We start from the raw sequence: 20,205 nt of genomic DNA on the forward strand, positions 1-20,205 counted from the left end.
ACAACAAGATAAAGCTAATCAAGCGAATGGGATATGGGTATCGAGATACAGACTACTTCTTCTTGAAGATAAAAGCGGCTTTCCCCGGAAAGCCGCGATGAACCATAAAAAAGCCCAGTACTTTCACCAAAGTACTGGGCAAGAGTTCTTCACCCATAGGCTTTAACAAGGCAGTGATTTGTTAAGTCCCATCCAAAACTGCTGCACTCTATAAGCCTATAGAGAGAGGAAGTCTTTCACTTTTTGAAGAACACGTTCTGCTGTCTCTTTATCTTCCATTTCTGCGAAGATTCGTAGTAAAGGCTCTGTTCCAGAGAAACGAGCAATCACCCAACCGCCATTCTTAAAGTACACCTTGGCACCATCTTCATAGCTGACTTTTTCAATCTCGTACTCAAACTCAGGCAGCTGTTTCTCTACATAGATCTTGGTGTAGAGCGCTTCTTTTTCTGAAGGTTTGAACTTGCAATCGCCTTCCGCGGTGTAGGCATAGCCATATTTAGAGTAGATCTCATCAAGGAGCTCAGACAATTTCTTACCCGTTACACTGATCATCTCAACCAGTAGGCTTGATGCAAAGACACCATCTTTACCTTTGATGTGGCCGCGAATGGTTAAACCACCGGAACTTTCACCACCAATCAGAGAGTCGTCGGCTTCCATCTGCGAGCTGATATGCTTAAAGCCTACTGGAACCTCAAAGCTCTTTTCACCATGATCGGCTGCCACTTTATCGAGCAGATGGGTGGTTGCGATATTACGAACGACCGATCCTTTCCAGCCCTTGTATTCCAACAAGTAGTAGTAAAGCAGTAGTAGTACTTCGTTAGGGTGAATGAAGCTACCTTTCTCATCGATAATACCTAAGCGGTCTGCATCGCCATCGGTACCAATACCGATGTCATACCCTTCAGCTGCAACTAAGTGCTTCAAGCGATAGAGCGTAGCTGCGCTTGGTGATGGCATTAATCCACCAAAATCTGGGTTTTTACCATCGTTGATAACGTCGACATCACAACGGCCATTGATAAGAACCGTTTGTAGAGCGTTCTTCGCTACACCAAACATAGGGTCAATCAGTACGCGTAGATTCGCTTTCTTGATCGACTCGATATCGATGAAGTTAATGATCGAATCAACAAAGTCGTTCATTGGATTGATGATCTCGATCTCTTTGTCGTTCAACGCTTGTTCGAAGTCGACGCGGATAACGTCTTCGTTGGTTAGAGTTGCGATTTGCTGCTCGATCTTCTCTGTGATGATCTCGTCAGCATCACGACCACCTTCAATGAACACCTTGATTCCGTTGTAATCCGCAGGGTTGTGAGAAGCGGTAATACATGCCGAGTAGGTGCAGCCCATCTCTTTAGCTTGGAACATGACGATAGGGGTTGGAACAAACTTATCGATGAAGCTGACTTTGATGTTGTTAGCGGCTAACACTTCAGCAAACCAACATGCAGCTTTATCGGAAAGGAAGCGACGGTCGTAACCGATCACAAATCCGTTTTTGGCTGCATCTTCATTGTTGATGATGTTTGCCAGCGCTTGTGCCACAAGGCGAACGTTCTCTCTGGTGAACTCTTCACCAATGAAAGCGCGCCAGCCACCTGTACCAAATTTAATCATTAGAAAATCCTTTTAGTCTCTTTGCCTCAAACCCAATAGGCTTGAGGCAAGAGTGGTTGGTTAAGTTGCGTGACTAGCCTAGAACAACGACAACATCGTTCACGCTGCCTTCTGCTTGAACTGGGATTGCGCCTTCTACAGACTCACCGTTGATAGTGATAGAGGCAACCCCTTTGCTTACTGCATTCGGGTTCTGTACTGTGATGTTGTATGTCGCCCCACGCCATTGACGAGTCACTTCAAACTCTGGCCAATCTGTTGGGATACAAGGATCTACGGTTAAGCCTTCAAAGCCAGTACGAACACCAAGAATGAAGTTGGTTACCGCAAAGTACGCCCAACCAGAGGTACCGGTTAACCATGGGTGGTTTGCACGACCGTGGTCTTGGTGGTCTTTACCCATGATGAATTGCACGTACGAGTATGGTTCTGCGTAACGTGTTTCAATCATGTCGTTTTGGTTGTATGGGTTAAGTGCATCGTAGAATTTCATCGCACGGTCACCACGGCCAAGTTTCGCTTCTGCTACCCAAGCCCATGGGTTCGGGTGAGAGAAGATAGCGCCATTCTCTTTTACGCCTTGGTAAACGCGAGTGACGAAGCCGATATCATCGTTTGGTGTTGCGAACGATGGAGAGTTTAGGTGCAAGCCGTATTCAGAGAATAGGTTCTCATCGACTGCATCCATCGCTTTCTCACCGCGCTCCTGAGAAACCGCACCAGATAGAACTGCTAGCGTGTTTGACTCAAGGTGTACACGACCTTCAGCTTGTTGAGCTGTACCGATCTTGTCGCCATTTTTGGTTAGACCACGAATGTACCAACCGCCTTCATCATCCCAAAGGTGTGTTTCACACGCTTCGCGAACGTTCGCTGCCATTTCTGTGTATTTCGCAACATCAGCGTCGTTATTGCGGAACTTAGCTAAGTCTAAGAATTCTTGTAGCGCCCAGAAGTGTAGGAATGACACCATTGATGATTCACCGCCACCAAGGTTCAAACAGTCATTCCAGTCAGCACGTAGGCCTTTACAGATACCTGTTTGACCAACGTATTCTGCAGAGAAGTTCAGTGCCGCTTTCATGTGTTCGTAGACTGTCGCTTCACCGCCGTCTGCGTAAGGAATCACTTCATCAAAGAACTCATGCTCACCGGTTTCCATCACGTATTTAATGATGGTCGGAACGATCCATAAGTGATCATCAGAACAAGTATCTTCGATGCCGTGGATCTTGTCGTCATCTGATGGAGTTGGGACTACCGTTGGTGATTTTGATGGCTCGACGTCTGCTTTCTCTGGATCAAACCAGTCTGGATCGAATAGGTGTAGACCGTAGCCCGCTTTAACTTGGCCGCGTAGTAGGTCGACGATACGTTTACGAGTCATCGCAGGGTTCGCGTGAGGCACTGAGATAGCGTCCTGCGCGGTATCACGGTAGCCAAGACCTGTACGGCCGCCCACTTCAATGAATGATGCAAAGCGCGACCACACCACACAGGTTTCTGCTTGGTATAGTGTCCAGGTGTTGATCATGGTGTCTAAGCCTTCGTTTGGAGACTTAACTTGGAACTTGTTGCAACGCTCGTCCCAGTGATCCTTGATACCTTGGAACGCTGCATCTACGTTTGCAGTGTCTTGGTACTTTTCACGTAGGCGCTCACCGTTGCTTTTGCCGATACCTAGTACGTAAGCAAAGCGAACTTCTTCACCTGGTTGAATGGTAAATTGCTTATGCAGAGAACCACAGTGGTTGTAACAGGTTTGAGCGCTGTTCGAACACTTACCGTTTTCAACCGCAATCGGGTTAGCTTCATCGCGGTACATACCAAGGAAGTTGTCACGCTGACCGTCGTAGCTGTCTGGTGAGAAGGTTGACGCTAAGTAGTAGAAGCCTTCAAAGTCGTTGGTGTTGTAGTACAGGTCGTATTCCAACACACCTTCTTGATAAGACGTGCCCGCAGAGTACAGAGACATCTGGTGGTTTTGGTTGTCTGATTGGATGTGGCTGAACGAGAACTCTACAAATGAGAATGTGCTGATAGTACGTGGCTTATCAGTGTTGTTCTTTAGCACAACGTCCCAAACTTCTGCATCTTCACCTTTAGGTACGAATAGCGTTTTGGTTGCGGTAATGCCGCTGTATTCACATTTGAACTTTGAGTATGAAAGGCCGTGACGGACTTCGTAGTTTGCTTCATCTAGGCTCTTTGCTACTGGCTGCCAAGAGATAGACCAGTAATCACCAGTCTCATCATCACGCAGGTAAACATAGTGTCCTGGACGGTCAAAGGTGCCGTTTGGACGGAATTTAGTAACACGGTTGTATTCCGGAGAATTGTAGAACGAGTAACCGCCCGCATTGTGCGAAATTACAGTACAAAACTTTTCAGTACCTAGGTAGTTGGTCCAAGGTGCTGGTACATCAGGGCGAGTGATGACGTATTCGCGATTGTCGTTATCGAAATAGCCGTATTTCATTGTCATTTCCTTTTTAACAAACTGCATCTATGCAGCTAATTTTTAAATAGTGATGCTGAGTTTCGTTGGACTGAGCACCTTAATTTGAGTCAGCTATCACTCGGTATGAGCATGCTGTGGTTTTGTTTTATTCAGCTTTCCAAGGGTTGCGGTAATCAACATTGAGTCTGTCGAGTAGCGGCAAGTGACCCTTTAGGCGAGACAGGTAATCAAGCCAGTTTCGGTTGTTTTTGTGTGTCCAACATCCTTCAGCTAAAGCGCTAATTCTTGGGAAGACCATGTAATCCATACGCTTTTGGTTGGTGACGATCTCACACCATAGAGCACACTGAATTCCGCGGATCCGCTTACGAATTGGGTCGGTGTCGGATATCTCAGCAAGCGCTTCGTAGGTATAAGCTTGTTCTAATGGGATAACGGCAGCCCAATCTACGCCCGGCTCTTCCGGTGCGTAATCTTGGGTCATGTCGAGATAAGTAAATTGTGCGGGTTGTAGAACTACATCAAAGCCTTGGCGAGCACAGTTCACTGCGGCTTCTTCGCTGAGCCACGAGTAGATGATGGTCTCTTTGCTCACCTTGTCGCCGTGTTGTGCCTCTTCCCAGCCCACCATGCGCTTGCCTAGCTGCTTAAGTTTGTTCTCGGCATAGCGAAATAGGTGACCTTGTAAATCTTTGCTGTCTTGGTATTGATGCTCTTTCATCAGTGCTTGAGCAGCAGGACTGTTGGTCCACACACCCGGTGGCACTTCGTCTGCGCCCATGTGAATCAATTCACTCGGGAAGAGTTCAGCGACTTCTTCAATAACGATATCTAAGAACTGATAAGTACCCGATAAACCTGGATTTAGTACATTGTCGTTGTAGTGCTGAATGCTCTTATATTGAGTGGTGTCCGCTTGCTCTACCAACATATCAGGCAGTGATTTGATCGCGGCGCGGCAGTGTCCCGGGATATCGATCTCTGGGATCACAGTGATGCTACGTTGCTCTGCGTATTCAATAACTTCGCGAATCTGTTGCTCTGTGTAGAAGCCGCCGTAGTTTTCCGCAATATGGGTATATTGCGGTTCCAATGCATAGTCAGGGCCGCGCCAAGCACCGATTTCAGTGAGTTGAGGTAGTCGCTTAATCTCTATTCTCCAACCTTCATCATCGGTTAGGTGCCAATGAAAAACGTTGAATTTGTAGTGCGCCAGTTGGTTGATTAAACGCTTCACTTGCTCCACCGAGTGGAAGTGACGTGCACAGTCCAACATCATGCCGCGGTATTTGAAACGAGGTTGATCGGCGATTTTGCAACATGGCACAGAGAAGTGTTCAGCATCTTGTTGTTGAACCAATTGGATTAAGCTAGCGACGGCATGCGTAAAGCCTGATTGGCTGCCGGATTCTACGACCACTTGCTGAGCGGTGATCGTTAGCTTGTACTCGGCTTCATCTAAAGTCGGATTACTACGCAGTAGAATGTCACAGTTTTCTTCTGGTGAGAGTTCTGCTGAAACCGCTAGCTCAAACGTAGTCAGTAATTCTTGTTGTAGCCAAGTGCTAGCTTTCTCTGCAAGGTGTGACTGAACTTCAACTGTGCACGCTTTGTTCAGTGCGAAGCCGCCTTGTTTCAGCTCGAATTGATTCGGTTGGGGGATCAGTGCTACCGCTGCCGCATCTACTTCTGGGATTTGGCTGCGTTCACGATATGGTGAAGCCAGCACTATTGGTGATATCGCAACTGGCAGTACCGAGGTTTCGCCTTGGTTATGTGTTTGGATAAAGGCGTCATTGAGACCATCAGAATAGAAACGGAATGGAGCGCTTTGAATACTGAATTCAAGGTAGTAATGGTTGTTCGCCTTTAATACGGTGGTACTTGGCTGGTAAGAACAAAAGCTTCCTACTTGAGTTAATTCACCTTGCGACAGACTCTCTGGAAGGATGAATCGGTCAAATGCAAAATGGAGTGACCAATCAGTTACGTCAAGATCACTTAAGTTATGTACCGTAAGGCCAAATCGGCAGTTGTGTTTTTGTTCAGAAAGAACAGCTAAGTCGATGCGATAATTCATATAACTTCCCTGCTAAGCCTGTTGATACAAGTTGTGTTGTGGTTTTCCGGCAAACATCAATGCGCCTTCGATAGCGTCAAATTGAGGTTCAACGATCCATTGTTGTACTGGTGGTGATAACCAGTTGAGAATGCGCTCTGCGATACTGCCCATCAGGCATACCTTGTCCGCACCTTTGCGATGCAGTGCTAGTACAAACATTTCGATATCAGCGGCGGTTTGCTTGAGCATCTCGATAGCGAGCTCATCGCCTTCGTTAGCCAGTTGAAAAATTGCTGGCGAGAATTGACCGTAGTCTTTTGGAATAGCGCCTTTTGACCATTCGACGATGGCATCAACATCATTGCCAAAGTGGTTCATCACGTGTTGAGTCAGTGCTGTCTTGTTGCGAATGCCATCTTCTGCCAGCAGAACTTGTTGAATCAAGCGAAGCCCCATCACCGCGCCGCCACCTTGGTCAGAAATTGGGAATTCACGACCACCAACGACATGCTGCTCACCATCTTGTAGGTAGATGCCGCATGAGCCAGTGCCACCAATCATGATGGCGCCGTTTTGGCTATTGTGAGCGCCAATACAAGCACCGTAAGCGTCAGTGTTGAGCGTCATACTGGCGAAAGGGTGTGGCTGAGCCATGAAGTTGAACCATGCTGACTTTTGCTCAGCACCAGCCAGTGCAAGGCCGACATGCATATTTGAAAAATGACTTGATTCGAGTTGCCCTTGTTGTGCTGCTTGAGTAATCGCATCAATAATTGAGCTCATCGCAACATCAACACCTAAAAGGATGTTAGCGCTGCCGCTTTTCGCTTCACCAATGAGTGTGCCTTGGTCATCGCGAATACGAGCACGACAAGACGTGCCGCCACCATCAATACCTACGTAGTAAAGCGTCATGATTATTGCTCCTTACGCTGTGCTAGGAAATTGAATTGCGCAGCGGTTGCCAATAGGAACCAAGCACCGTGAGGGATCCATTGTTCGCCCCAGCGCCAGTTTTGAAGCATGTCATCTTTTTGTGCTGGTGGATTGAACGCAATGTCTTGATCATCTTCAAAGCCAGCGGTGACACCGTTACAGATACCGCCTTTGGCATTGAAAAAACCAAGCTGAGGTAAGTAGTCAGGGTTGTTATGACCGTGACCATCAAGCATGCACATGTGGTAAGGGTTAAGGCCCAAGATCCAGTCGAGGCTGTTCTGTGAAAGCTGGATCAAACGTTCTTGCAAGCCGTGATCTTTAATATGTGGTTGAACGAGGTAAGCCATGGTTGCAATGGAACCAAGACGTGCGTTTTCACCTTGCCACCAGTAGCCGGTTTCGTTCTTCTGAGCTACGAAGAAAGCATCGCGCTTATCACCATCAACATTTTTTACGTACTGTCTTGGGTAGCCAAAGGGGTTGGTGACTTTATCGGTGATGTTGATTTCGAACTGACATGCTTGTTCAACAACAATGCGAGCTTGTTCTTTGAGCTCTGCGTCAGTTTCATTATTGATGTATTCGCACAGGGCTATCACTGGCAACCCTGCTTCCGCGGCGTGGAAGTATGGGCGAGAGCCATCAGCATTAGCTGACCAGAAGTGCTCAAATGATTCATCTGACTGTTGGCGAGAGATTAAACGAGTCGCCCAAGTTCTTGCTTCTGAAAGGTATTGTTCGTCTTGTGTTACTCGGTAAAGCTCATTGGCCGCGAGTAGGGCGCAATACTCATCGATGATGTTCTCTTCACCATCGTTTAGGTACTGTAAGTTGTATTCTTTTAGGTGCCAGTAACCTTTGGTCGCGGTATCAAGATAGGTTTGGCTCGAGTAGCTACCCGATATGTCTAGTTCAGACGCTGCGGCAAGTGCTGCAATAGCCACACCAGCACCTTGTCGGTAGCCGGCTTGCAAATCTGTTGATTTATGGCCTTCTTGAGTGGAGTACGCGCAGATGTCGCGTTGGTTGATATCTTTGCTCCACTTATCGAATACTGTCATGTAGAAGTATCCAGCCGCGTCTTGCATACGTACTAAGAAATCGGCACCGAATAGCGCTTCTTCCATTAGTCGTGTCATAGAGAATTTAGGGAAATCTGGGTTGTTGCTGGTTAAGCGCACGCTTTTAAGCATGTTCCAAACTACCATTGGGATCTGTTGTGGGTTTAGGTAATTGCCATACGACAAGTGGCTAAAATACTTGCTTACATCGCCTGATGCGTCGTACCAACCACCATGAACATCAACGTATCGGTCGGTGCCAAGAATTTGGGCTAGACGATCTTTCTTATCAAAAATGCCGCCACAACGTTGTGACTTAAAGTAGTGAAGCACATCAGAAAAAGTGTGGCTCATTAGTAGGTTGTTACCAATCTCGAACACTTCAGAGCGAAGGTTGTCAAAGCGCAGGTAGTAACGTCCGCTCTCAGTGAATGCGCTGAAATCGATCGTGAAGAATTGCCCTTGATGCCAGTTTGCTACGCGACCCTGTTTTACAACGTCGAAGTTACCCACGGTAATGTGGTTGTCGGCACACACGAGCAATGCAGTGGTACTGGATAAACGCGCTTTCTTTGTCTGCAGAATAGCTTGCTTAGGAGCCGAAGATTCGTAGCCAATATGGTTGGTCAATAACAGCATCAATATTCTCCAAAGGTCCTAGTTTCTTGTGGCTAGGTACCTGAATTATTTTGGATATAAGTAGCTAGGGCCCGCAGACCCTAACTCAGTCTTAATGTTTAGCTTTCGTGTAGGTAACAGCGAACGAAGTGGTTCTCTGCTAATTGAGTCACGCCCGGAAGTTGCTCTTTACACTTGTCCATGGCGTGAGTACAACGACCAGCAAATGGACAGCCGACAGATGCTGGCGTCCAAAGCGGAATTTCACCTTTGTTGCCGGCCAGTTGGTCATGGATTGATTTCTTTGGATCTGGAACCGCTGAAACCAATAGTTGGGTGTAAGGGTGCTGAGGGTTAGCGATAACGTCATCGGTATCGCCCCATTCAACCATGTGACCCACGTACATTACTGATAGGTCTTCAGCGATGTAACGCGCGGTTGCGATATCGTGTGTGATGTAAAGTAGAGACATTTGCTTCTCAAACTTCATCTCTTCCATCAAGTTCAGAACGCCGGCACGAATCGAAACGTCGAGCATTGATGTTGGCTCATCGGCAAGAACGACTTCTGCACCTACCGCGATGTTACGTGCAAGGTTGACACGCTGACGTTGGCCACCAGACAGCTGGTGTGGATACTTTTTCGCTGTCTCTTTTGGTGGGATTAGGCCTACTTGCTCTAAAAGATCGTATACACGCTCTTCTAGCTCTCTCTTGTTGCCAGAAGTCACCTTCTTGTGGATCAACAGTGGTCGAGCAATATGGTGGAAGATGTTATGGGTTGGATTCAGAGAACCAAACGGGTCTTGCCATACCATCTGTACACCTTCACGGTAGTGCATCAGATCTTTTTTGCTTGAGATCTCTTGGATGTCTCGGCCTTTGTATTCAATCGTACCGCCTGAAGGCGCGTACATCTTTGCGATCATTTTTGCGGTGGTTGATTTGCCTGAACCAGACTCACCAACCACTGCTAGGCCGCGGCTTTTGTACATCTTGAATGACACGTCGTTAATTGCACGCATCATAGGGGTTTGAATGGTGGTACTGCTTATTGGGAAGTCTTTTACGACATTCTTGCCTTCTACCAATAATTGACCGAAATCTTTGCTCATAATTGTCTCCAGAATCCTTATTCGCTTTGCTTGTTTTTAGGCGGTCGAGCCGCCTTGTTCGTTATTCACGCCAAGTCAGCGTGCAAGCTATAGCTTCCTTTGTACTATTGGGTCACCGTACAGGTGGCAGTTAGACAAATGTCCCGGGTCGATAGAGCGCAGCTTGGTTGGCACCTTGGTACACGTTTCATGTACACGCTCACAACGAGCCTGGAAACGACACCCTTCAGGGATCTCTAACAGGTTCAGAGGGTTGCCCGGAATACCCGCTAACTTTGTCTTTGGCCCTGTCAGTGGAGGGAAAGAACTTCCCAGCCCTTTGGTGTAAGGGTGGTAAGGGTTTTCTAGAATATCTTGAGAGTTAGCAACTTCGATCAGTTCACCTGAGTACATGATGCCAATGCGGTCGGAGAACTCGACCATGAGTGACAAGTCATGGGTAATGAACAGAATCGAGAAGCCAAACTCCTCTTTCAGTGCATAGATCTTTTGTAGAATTTCGCGTTGCACGACCACATCAAGTGCGGTTGTCGGCTCATCCATAATGATCAACTTTGGATTCAGTGCTAGCGCGATAGCAATAACCAAGCGCTGACGCATGCCACCAGAGAATTGGTGAGGGTAGTCACTCAATCGGCTCGGGTGAATATCTACAATTTCAAGTAGACCTTCAGCACGTTGTTTAGCTTGCTCACGAGTCATGTTGGTGTGACGCATGATTACGTCACAGAACTGCTCTTCCATCGGTAGTACTGGGTTGAGTGCGTTCATCGCGCTCTGGAATACCATCGACATCTCGCTCCAACGGAACGCTTGCATACGGTCATCACTGTATTCAAGGATGTTCTCACCGTTGAAGATAACCTCACCACCACTGATGTAAGCGGGCGGCTTATGAAGACGCATCAGAGAGAAAGCGACCGTTGATTTACCACAGCCAGATTCACCAGCTAGGCCGAATACTTCACCTGGCGCGATATCGAAACTTACGTTGTTACACGCACGTACATCGCCAGACTCTGTGATGTAATCCACGCATAAGTTGCGGATAGAAATTAGTGGTTCAGACATGATTATTTATCTCCGCTCCAAAGTGCATTTTGTGGTGGTAGTTCTGGTTCACGTTCTTGTTTGTCTTGAGCTGCTAGTTTCTTCCAACGCTTCATGCCTTTGTGAGAACGCAGTTGCGGGTTAGCAATTTCATCGACAGCGAAGTTAAGTAGAGCAAGGCCTGTTACCAGTAGTGTCAGTGCGAAACACGGAGCCAACAGTTCCCACCAAGCGCCAATCAGCATTGATGAAGAGGTTTGAACGTTGTAAAGCATAATGCCCCAGCTGATTGTGTTCGGGTCACCAAGACCTAGGAACGAGATCGTAGCTTCCATCATGATTGCGTACATCACCGAACCGATGAAGCTTGCGCCAACGATAGAGATAAGGTTTGGCAGAATCTCTACGAAGATGATGCGGAATGATGATTCACCCAAAACTTCCGCCGCTTTTACAAACTCTTTTTCACGCAGTGCTAAGGTCTGGGAGCGAACAACACGGGCGCCCCAAGCCCAGGACATAAAGCCGATAACCAAGGTTATGGTGAGTGGCCCTGCCTCACCGATAAAGGCTGCTACTACGAACAGTAATGGGTATTGAGGGATTACCAGCATGATGTTCATTGCGGCGGTTAGAACGTCATCGACACGGCCTCCGAAGTAGCCCGCAGAAACACCAATAACAGTTGCGAGTAAACATACGGTTAGACCTGCACCAAAACCTACAGCAAGAGATACGCGTGCGCCGTATACCACTTGAGACCAAACGTCACGACCCATACGCGTTGTACCTAGTACGTGATCTGCCTTTTTAGACATGATCAATGTGCGACGGTCATCTGCTAGATTTTGAGCAACCCAACCATCAGGGTTAGTTTGTGCTGATTTAACGACGAAGCCAGGGTACTCGTGTGGGTTACCTGTGCGCTTGTCTGGTACATGCTTGGTGATCAATGGAGCAGCAATCGCGCCAAGAATAAAAATACTTAGGATGATGACACCTGTTAGAGCCATCGGGTTACGCCAAATGAGTTTTAGAAAGTCTTTCATGATTATTTACCACCCTTACGAAGACGAGGGTCAAGAACGACGTAAAGCATGTCTGCAACTAGGTTAAAGAACAGCATGAATAGCGTCATGATAAGCAGCTGACCTTGCAGAACTTGGTAGTCACGAGCGTTAATTGCGTTGAAAAGTACACTGCCAAGACCTGGGTAGTTAAAGATGATTTCGATAATTAACTGACCACCGATTGCCATACCCAGCGACATTGAAAGGGCTGTCACACTTGGTAGCATCGCGTTACGAGCTGCGTAGTTGAATACCACTCGGTTTTCGCTCAGGCCTTTGCCTTTCGCCATGGTGATGTAGTCTTCTGCTAGTAGGTTGATCATGTTGTTACGCATGTTTACTAGGAAGCCACCAATTTGAACAACAGAAGCACAAAACAGCGGTAAGAAGGCGTGGTAAGCGACATCTTTAATGAATGCCCAGCTTGTCCAATCTGGTACTGTACCTGCGGTGTAGGCATAACCTGTTGGGAACCACTTTAAGCCGATTGCGAAAGTAAACAGTGCAATCATCGCAATAACAACTTGAGGAACGGCTTGCAGAATTAGCATCCCTGGTGTTACGAAGGCATCGTATTTACTGCCGCGTTTCCACGCTGCGAAAATACCTAGGATTGAACCAATCGAGAAAGAAAGAATCACTGCGGTGCCAGCTAAGAAAAGTGACCAACCGAATGCTCCACCCAACAGTGTGTTTACAGAAAGTGGGTAGAATTGAATTGATGTACCAAGTTCCCAGCTAAGAATGTTCTTCATGTACGCTGCGTATTGAACCAATAAGCCACCATCAACGAAGCCTAATAGCTCTTTCATTGCAGCAATACGCTCTGGAGTAACTTGTACTGAAGCGTTCGCAAACATCATGGTAACGGGGTCACCAGGCATTGCTCTTGGAATAATAAAGTTTAACGTCGCAGCAACTAATAGCGCGACAAAATAAAATGACAAACGTCTTAAAAAATAACCCATAACTCACACCTTACTCACCCAGATTGTTTCCCTGTTTCTGGATTCAGGTCGCTCCTAGCGAAATTTGGAACGAAAAATCCCCTGACGACTAGCGCCATACTTTCAATTGAGAGTGTGGGGATTTTTATAAGCGGCGTAAGAAGTTACGCCGCAAAGATTGAACGATTACTTATTTAACTGGTTTTAGGTCCAGTACATGAAGTAGACGCTCTGGAATACCAGCCCAAATGTTTGGACGGCCTTTTGGATTTTCTTCGTTCCACCAACCAGTGAAGCGAGTTGTGTTGTATTGGTACATGTAAGCACCAGACATCACAGGGATTGTCACTTGGTCTGCAGCGATGATTTGCTGAATACCGTGTGCAATATCTAGCTGTTCGTTCTTATCAGCTGTTTTGTAGAAGCTGTTTAGAAGACCATCTAGTTTCTCGTTTTTGTAGAAGTGCATAGCGAAACGAGGCATACCCTCACCAGACTGTAGTGATGAGTTATAAGCACTGTTCCAGTAGGTGTATGGATCCGCACCGTGGAAGTAGTTTGTGTATGCTACGTCGTATGTACCTTCAAGCATTGCTTGGTTGTACACAGAGAAATCTGGCGTACGAGCTTTCGCTTTAATACCGATTTCGTTTAGCTGTTCTACCGCTAGTTGAACTGTGTTGTTGAAATCAGTCCAACCGTTTGGCGATTGGATCATTAGTTCGAAAGACTTACCTGATGGAGTGTCAACAAAACCATCTTTGTTTACATCTTTGAAGCCAGCGTCAGCAAGAAGCTTTTTCGCACCTTCAGCGTTGTAAGTGTTGAAGCCTTTGTACTTGTTGTGAGTCTTTTCATCAGACCAAGCTTCGAATGCGTAACCAAGACCCGATGCGAAATCGTTCACAGTACCGCCGCCGTAGAATGCGATGTCGATGATAGTTTGACGGTCAAGAGCCATAGAGAAAGCACGACGGAAATCAACGTTGTTCAATGCTTCATGCTTCGCAGCATCAGGGTGCTTGAAGTTAACGATGAATGCCTGTGTACCTGAAGGCGGGTACCAGTAGTGGTGTTTCGGGCTTGCCGCTGCGTATGTACGGTCAATATCTGGAACGAAAGAAGACGTCCAGTCCATTTCACTGTTTACAACTTTGCCTAGGAACTGGTCGTTGTTCGCAATTTGTGGAACACGTAGACAGTCAACATCTAGGTTGTCTGCATCCCAGTAGTTCGGGTTTGCACACTGAATGTATAGTTGCGCTGTAAACGTATCGATCTCGGTAAATGGACCAGAACCTACCGGGTTTTCATTGGTAAACGTTGATGGATCTTTAACGTCTTTCCAGATGTGCTTAGGTACTACAGGTACTTTAGCAATCTCATAAGGTACGTTTGAGTTTGCTTCAGTTAGGCTGAATTTAACTTGGTAGTCGTTCAGTTTCTCTACAGAAGCCACCCAAGAGTTGATACCAGATTGGTCAAGCTCTGTTTTCTCTTTTACAAGATTGAAAGAAAAAACAACATCATCAGCAGAGAAAGTTTCTCCATCAGACCATTTCACACCCTTACGAATATCAAAAACGACGCTCATCAGATCATCTGACATAGTGAAGTTTTCAGCTAGACGGAACACTGGGGTGTTACCGTGCATTTCGTTAAATACAACTAAAGGCTCGTATAGGAAATCCCAGGTTGTATGTAAATGAGTTGCGCCTAGGTACGGGTTAAAGTTACGTACGAAGGTTGTGAACTCTTTAGGGTGAATCGTCAACTCACTGCGTTCTGCAGCTGTTGCTACTGATGCAAAACCTGCTGTAGCAGTTGCAATAATTGCTGTTGCTATTGCTGTTTTTTTTATATTGGCAAGCATAGCTGTTCCTTACTATTTGCTTTCATTTCACTAATGGATTGAATGTTATCTGTCGCTAAATGCTTTAGTAGATACACACTCTAGTTAAAGGCCTACCTCTTCTTCGTTGCTCCAGATTCATCGTTGATTCTGGGAAGTGGTAAGAGTGGCCTGTAGGCCTTTGGCAGGAGTAAGAAAACACCTTATCGATGAATTAATCAAACTCGTTTCCCGTTAAAAACGTTAAAAACACACAACCCTACGTTATTAACGTCAAAACAAGGTGGTTTGATGGTTTTTTGCACGCAATTGTTGAGGTGATGTGACTCGCAATTGAATGTGTGTTGATAATTAAAGGTTAGTAAATACTTACTCTTTCTTCCTTTTATTATATGGCTTTATTCTGTTTTTGTGTAATTGTAGATCTTGGTCACTTACTCATTTTACGTTAAATTTATCTGAAAAATTAAATCTGCCGTTCTGTTGTGACTCGCTTCTCATACTGCAAAAAAGAGTCAGATAATGGTGAGAAAAAGGCAAGAGACCGTGAGTTTTAACCGTGTTTGTTGCGCTCAAGTAACGTGATATTTCTCTTGTTTAATGCGGTGAAAAAAGTGAATTTGAATGAGCGTTATTGTGCTTTTTACCGGAATGCCACGTATGAAAAAGCCCACGCGATGTGGGCTCCATTATTTAAATTATCGTGATGTTAGTTCAGGATTAACTGGTCAGTAACTTCTGTAGTTTGTCTCTGAGCATCTCAATGTGCGTTCTCTCTGGTGTCTGTTCTTTACAGTGTTCGAGAATGAACTCGATAGAGCTCAATACTGTTCGCCAGCGAGGGGTTTTTGGCAGTGTTTCTACGCGTAGATATTTGTCTAACGTTCGCGTTTGAAGCGTACTGCGGTCTAAGTAGACGCGCCACAAGCCACTCTTTTCTGCGAAAGCAAACTTAGTTTCACCGGTAACCGATTCCCAGTAGATAATGGCGTTGGTCATGGCATCCACTAGAACTTCACGCATCAACTCTTGTTTATTTTTGCCTTCGCCAGTTGCCTTATCAGCTAGGCGAGTAAACTCACCACCCAGCTCTTTCAGTTGTTGCAGCTTGTCCTTATCACCTTCAAAGGCATAGCTAGAAAGCGCTTCAACAGCCGTTTCAAGGTTATTGATACGGTTTGAGTTAACACCACCGCCAGCATTGAATATGTACATGGTGTCTAGTCCAGAGCCCTCAGGTAACTTGAGGATGTCACTCGGTATGCGCTGACGAGTGTCATCTATATAGATGTCGATATCGCCACAGTAGTGTGCTTGTTCCACTTTCAGGTATTTAGGCGCGATGATTTCGTCGGCCATTGAGCGCTTAAGTTGCTCTTGTCCGCGCCTAAAGAGTTTAGCTGCCGCTTCATTGGCAAAGCGAATACGTTGGTCATCACGAATGCAGATGATGGCCTCTGGTGCAGATTCTAGCTGCTCGAGTAAACGTCCTTGAGTTTCTAGCAAGTTAGCTTCAACCATCGCTCTGTGCTTGAGTTCTAGTTGTAGTTGGTCGTTCTCAAGGCGTCTCTGCTCAGCTTTACTTGCTGAGAGATGCGCTGTGATTCGAGCTGCTAGTTCTTGTTTGTTGAATGGCTTAGACAAATAGTCATTCGCGCCAGCTTCGAAGCCGCGTACACGGTCTTCTGCTTGGTTGAGGGCGGTCAGCATTATGATTGGTAATTGCGCATGGTCATATTGCTTACGCAGTGTTTCACACACTTGATAGCCGCTCATGCCTGGCATCATGATGTCGAGCAGCAGTAGCTCTGGCTTCTCTTTTTCAATCAACTCGATGGTTTCAGGGCCATCGCAGGCTGTACGTACTCGATAACCCTCCAGTTTCAAGAAACTGTCTAGTACACGTAGGTTAACGGGTTCATCATCCGCGATAACCAGAAGTGGGCCATCAGGGTTCTCATTGATGACGCTGTTTTCCTGCTGCGTATTATCAATCAAATCAGGCGCTTTGAAGTGTGAGTAGCTACCTGACTCGTTGTAGTTTTTAAGTTCTTCTTCTGTTGCTAGAGGTAGAGTGAAGCTGAACGTAGTGCCAAGCATTGGTTGGCTACTTACGTACAATGAACCACCCATTAATTCAATTAACTGGCGACTGATCGACAGACCAAGGCCTGCACCTTGGCGATAGTTACTGGCGTCTTGGCCTGCTTGAATCAGAGGTTCGAAGATATGTTCAAGGTACTCTGCTGGTATGCCTTGACCTGTATCGACCACTTGCACACGAATGTTGTCGTCGATGACACTCGCAGAGATAACGATTTTACCTTCTGATGTGTATTTGATGGCATTGCCGACCAAGTTATACATTACCTGCTCAAGGCGTTGAGGATCAGACGAGACTAGCCCTAAATCGCTTGGTACTTGGTTAATGATACGAATCGGTTTATTGCCCAATAGGTGGTGAGATAGCTCAAGTACCAAGTTAGTGGCAGCAGAAAGATCAACGGCAGATTTCTTAATATCCAAACTGCCGTAACGCATCTTGTGATAATCAAGCAGGTCATCAACCAAGGTTGCTAGTCGCTGACCACTGTTGATGATGATATCCAGCTGATATTTCTGGTTAGCCGGAATAGGGCCATTTGCACCTGATATCAGTGCTTCAGCAATACCAACCATACCGTGCAGAGGTGTTCTCAACTCGTGTGAGGTGGTTGCTAAGAATTCATCTTTGAGTTTGTTGGCGAGCTGTAACTCATCATTTTGTTTCTGAATGGTCTTAAGGTTGTCCTCAAGTTCATCATTTTGACTCTTGATCAGCTGCATCTTGTCACGAATCGAGCGCTGCATTCGCTCAAAGCTGACAGCCAAGCGACCGATTTCGTCTTTGCGCTCTGTATTGATCATGGTTTCATCAAGGTCTCCGGCAGAGACTTTCTCGGCTGCCCATGTCAGTTTAAGCAGCGGGGAGGTGATGAAGTTTGATAAATAGTGCGATGCAACCACCACCAGAATGATGGCGGTGAGCATGACGATAACGAAGATCTTTTCTAGCTGGTGAATACGTGTGAAGGCTTCTTTTTCTGGAAGCTCAACGACCAAAGCCCAAGTGGCGTACTTAAGCTCAATAGGTGTATAGGCCGCAATGATGGCTTGATTCTGAGTGTTATCGAATGTGCCAACAGCGGTTTCGCCAGCCAGTGCTTTGTCCACTACATCTAGGCTTAGATTGATAGATTCTTGCGAATGAGCGAGGCTACGAGGTAAGTGGTCACTACCAACGAGCAAAGTTTGAATGTTAGAGCTCTTGTTTAGATCGGCAATCAGCTTAGTGATGCCGTTGATTGGCAGCCTAAACATCGCGTAACTGTGTAAGTAACCCTGCTGCACAATAGGTGCACCTAACCATGCCGTCTGTTTACCGTTCTCGTCCTTAAAGTCAGAGACAATAACTGGCGTGTAATCTTCATTTGACTTGCGTCGGTCTGTGACGTCTTTGGCCAGGCGCTTGAAGGTAATACCTAGGTTTGAGTCCTTGTACTTACCAGTCAGCAAGTTAGTGCCGTAATCGTCATTTTTAAAGACGGAGTAAGCAACGTTTCCGTTGATATCAACCAATAAAATATCGTCAAAATCGGAGCGCTTAAGCAACTCTAGATAGGCGTTATGATAGCGCTTATGCAGTAGGCGATAACGTTCACTACCAATATAGCTGCTCGATTCTGGAAGAATGGATGTTTTGATCTGATCACCAGAACCTTGGATATAACGTTGCTGAGCATTGCTGCGAGCTTCGTCAATATCCAAGCCTAGGCGTTGGAAGGCATTGATTAAGCCATAGAAGCGTCCGCCACTGGCATTGGCTAGTTCTGAACGAACAAAGCCCATGACTTGGGATTCTTGAGCCTGTAGGTAGTCGACAATCTGTTGTTGCTTAGTATCACGAACAGAAACAAGGTGCGAAGTGCTTTGTTCCTGAAGATCCTGACTGTGCGATTGAAGGAAAAATATCGCGATAAGTGTCACTGGAGTAATACTAAGGACAAGAAATGCCAGCATTAGGGTGTTTTGAAGGCGCTTAAACTTCTGCTTACGATAAAATCTAAACATAAATTGGGTACTACTTTCCTTTGATGTACTGCTAAAAGGGGCGAAAACAAGTACAGAGAATAGAATTAATGGTTTCCAATTTAACGAAATTAACGAGTTTTTTTACTTTGACAAGTAAGTGGTATTTAAAGCGTGTGCAAAAGCTCACTTTTATAGACTTTTGACAAAAATATGAACAGACAGCGCAGGTAATGACCCTGCGCTGTGCTAGAGAGGCTACTTGTTTGCGTGGTAGATCGCGAATTTGGTGGTCTTATTTAGAGTCGCGCATTTTCCAAATGCTTGCTCAATAATTGGGATGTATTTTAAGAAGCTGTTGGCAACAATGATCAGCTCACCAGAACGGTTTAAATACTGTGGAGCCTGCGCCAGAAGGGTTTCTGTTGCACTGTAGCTCGTATCCAAGCCCGAGTGGAATGGTGGGTTGCTGATAATGAATTGATAGTCTTGCGCTGTATCTGAATAGACATCAGAAGCGAAAACTTTGCCCGTTAAGCCGTTCGCTTCCAAAGTTGCTTGGCTAGACGCTACTGCAAACGCACTGATGTCGCACATCTCAAGTTCAATATCAGGGTTGCGAGAGGCCATCACCGCACCGAGTACACCGGCACCGCAACCGAAGTCCAACACTTTGCCCTTCAACGTTGGTAATGTATCTAGCAGAAGCTGGCTACCGACATCAAATTCACCATGGCTAAATACACCTGGCAGGCTTTTTACGGTAAGTGACTGCTCACCAATGTTCACCGTGTAGGTTTTAAACCAGTCTTGTAGGTTAAAAGCGGCTGGCTGCTCAAAGCATTGACCCCAGTAGAAAGAGCAACGACGCGCTGAATCGTATTTTACGACCTTACCGTAAGCGGCAAACATCTTCTCAATGCTTTTCACGCCAGAGCGGTTCTCACCAACCACAACAATCTCAGTGTCCTTGCCTAGTTTGGCAAACAGCATTGCCAGCAAAAATTCAGCTTCAGCTTTTGCTTTTGGCCAGTACAACATCACTAAGTCAGCTTTGGTCTCTTCGGTAAACTCAGCGCCGTAAAAACGTTGGATCTTGCTGTAGCCTTCAAGCTGACGGTAGTAGCTGTAGTTTGAAGTAAATACAGAGACTGATTCACAGTGTTTTGCTAACTCAACAGGGAATAAGTCTTCAGCCTCACCGGCAACTAAAACATGTTTACCTTCAAAGTAGGCAAGTTGGCGCTCAGCAATCTGGCTTGGGGCAATATAAGCTGACATAGGACACTCTATTGAATCGTTAGCAAAAAATGAGGGCGGATTTTCGCATAAT

The 20,205-nt window shown here is 46.2% G+C and carries 12 protein-coding genes; all 12 read right to left on the reverse strand.

The annotated features are described in order from the left end of the window. Positions 1-216 precede the first annotated feature (216 nt). On the reverse strand, positions 217-1,629 hold the full coding sequence (locus F0251_RS18680; protein ID WP_061032491.1) for a phosphoglucomutase/phosphomannomutase family protein: 1,413 nt from the start codon (positions 1,627-1,629) through the stop codon (positions 217-219). Positions 1,630-1,702: 73 nt separating this feature from the next. Next, entirely contained in the window at positions 1,703-4,108 is a 2,406-nt protein-coding gene (locus tag F0251_RS18685; RefSeq protein ID WP_171731572.1) for a N,N'-diacetylchitobiose phosphorylase, read from the reverse strand. 127 nt (positions 4,109-4,235) lie between these two features. Beyond that, entirely contained in the window at positions 4,236-6,170 is a 1,935-nt protein-coding gene (locus F0251_RS18690; protein ID WP_171731573.1) for a beta-N-acetylhexosaminidase, read from the reverse strand. Between the two features lie 12 nt (positions 6,171-6,182). After that, positions 6,183-7,067: an N-acetylglucosamine kinase gene (locus tag F0251_RS18695; protein ID WP_171731574.1), complete on the reverse strand. Its 885-nt coding sequence runs from the start codon at positions 7,065-7,067 to the stop codon at positions 6,183-6,185. A 2-nt stretch (positions 7,068-7,069) separates the two neighbouring features. Beyond that, positions 7,070-8,791: a glycoside hydrolase family 9 protein gene (locus tag F0251_RS18700; protein ID WP_171731575.1), complete on the reverse strand. Its 1,722-nt coding sequence runs from the start codon at positions 8,789-8,791 to the stop codon at positions 7,070-7,072. 98 nt (positions 8,792-8,889) lie between these two features. Continuing rightward, complete coding sequence (locus F0251_RS18705) at positions 8,890-9,885, reverse strand: ABC transporter ATP-binding protein (RefSeq protein ID WP_171731576.1); 996 nt, start codon at positions 9,883-9,885, stop codon at positions 8,890-8,892. Positions 9,886-9,972: 87 nt separating this feature from the next. Then, complete coding sequence (locus F0251_RS18710) at positions 9,973-10,956, reverse strand: ABC transporter ATP-binding protein (protein ID WP_171731577.1); 984 nt, start codon at positions 10,954-10,956, stop codon at positions 9,973-9,975. A gap of 2 nt (positions 10,957-10,958) precedes the next feature. Next, positions 10,959-11,984 (reverse strand): ABC transporter permease, encoded by a 1,026-nt coding sequence (locus tag F0251_RS18715; RefSeq protein WP_171731578.1) that lies wholly within the window; start codon positions 11,982-11,984, stop codon positions 10,959-10,961. Between the two features lie 2 nt (positions 11,985-11,986). Then, positions 11,987-12,973, reverse strand: coding sequence for an ABC transporter permease (locus F0251_RS18720; RefSeq protein ID WP_171731579.1), 987 nt, complete (start codon positions 12,971-12,973; stop codon positions 11,987-11,989). 169 nt (positions 12,974-13,142) lie between these two features. After that, positions 13,143-14,825 carry an ABC transporter substrate-binding protein gene (locus F0251_RS18725; RefSeq protein ID WP_171731580.1) on the reverse strand — a complete coding sequence of 561 codons (1,683 nt, stop codon included), beginning with the start codon at positions 14,823-14,825 and terminating at the stop codon, positions 13,143-13,145. 699 nt (positions 14,826-15,524) lie between these two features. Next, positions 15,525-18,914: a response regulator gene (locus tag F0251_RS18730; RefSeq protein WP_171731581.1), complete on the reverse strand. Its 3,390-nt coding sequence runs from the start codon at positions 18,912-18,914 to the stop codon at positions 15,525-15,527. A gap of 216 nt (positions 18,915-19,130) precedes the next feature. After that, positions 19,131-20,153 (reverse strand): 16S rRNA (guanine(1207)-N(2))-methyltransferase RsmC, encoded by a 1,023-nt coding sequence (gene rsmC / locus F0251_RS18735; protein WP_171731582.1) that lies wholly within the window; start codon positions 20,151-20,153, stop codon positions 19,131-19,133. Between the last annotated feature and the right edge of the window lie 52 nt (positions 20,154-20,205).

It is taken from the genome of Vibrio sp. 070316B (assembly GCF_013114115.1).
Classification (GTDB): domain Bacteria; phylum Pseudomonadota; class Gammaproteobacteria; order Enterobacterales; family Vibrionaceae; genus Vibrio; species Vibrio chagasii_B.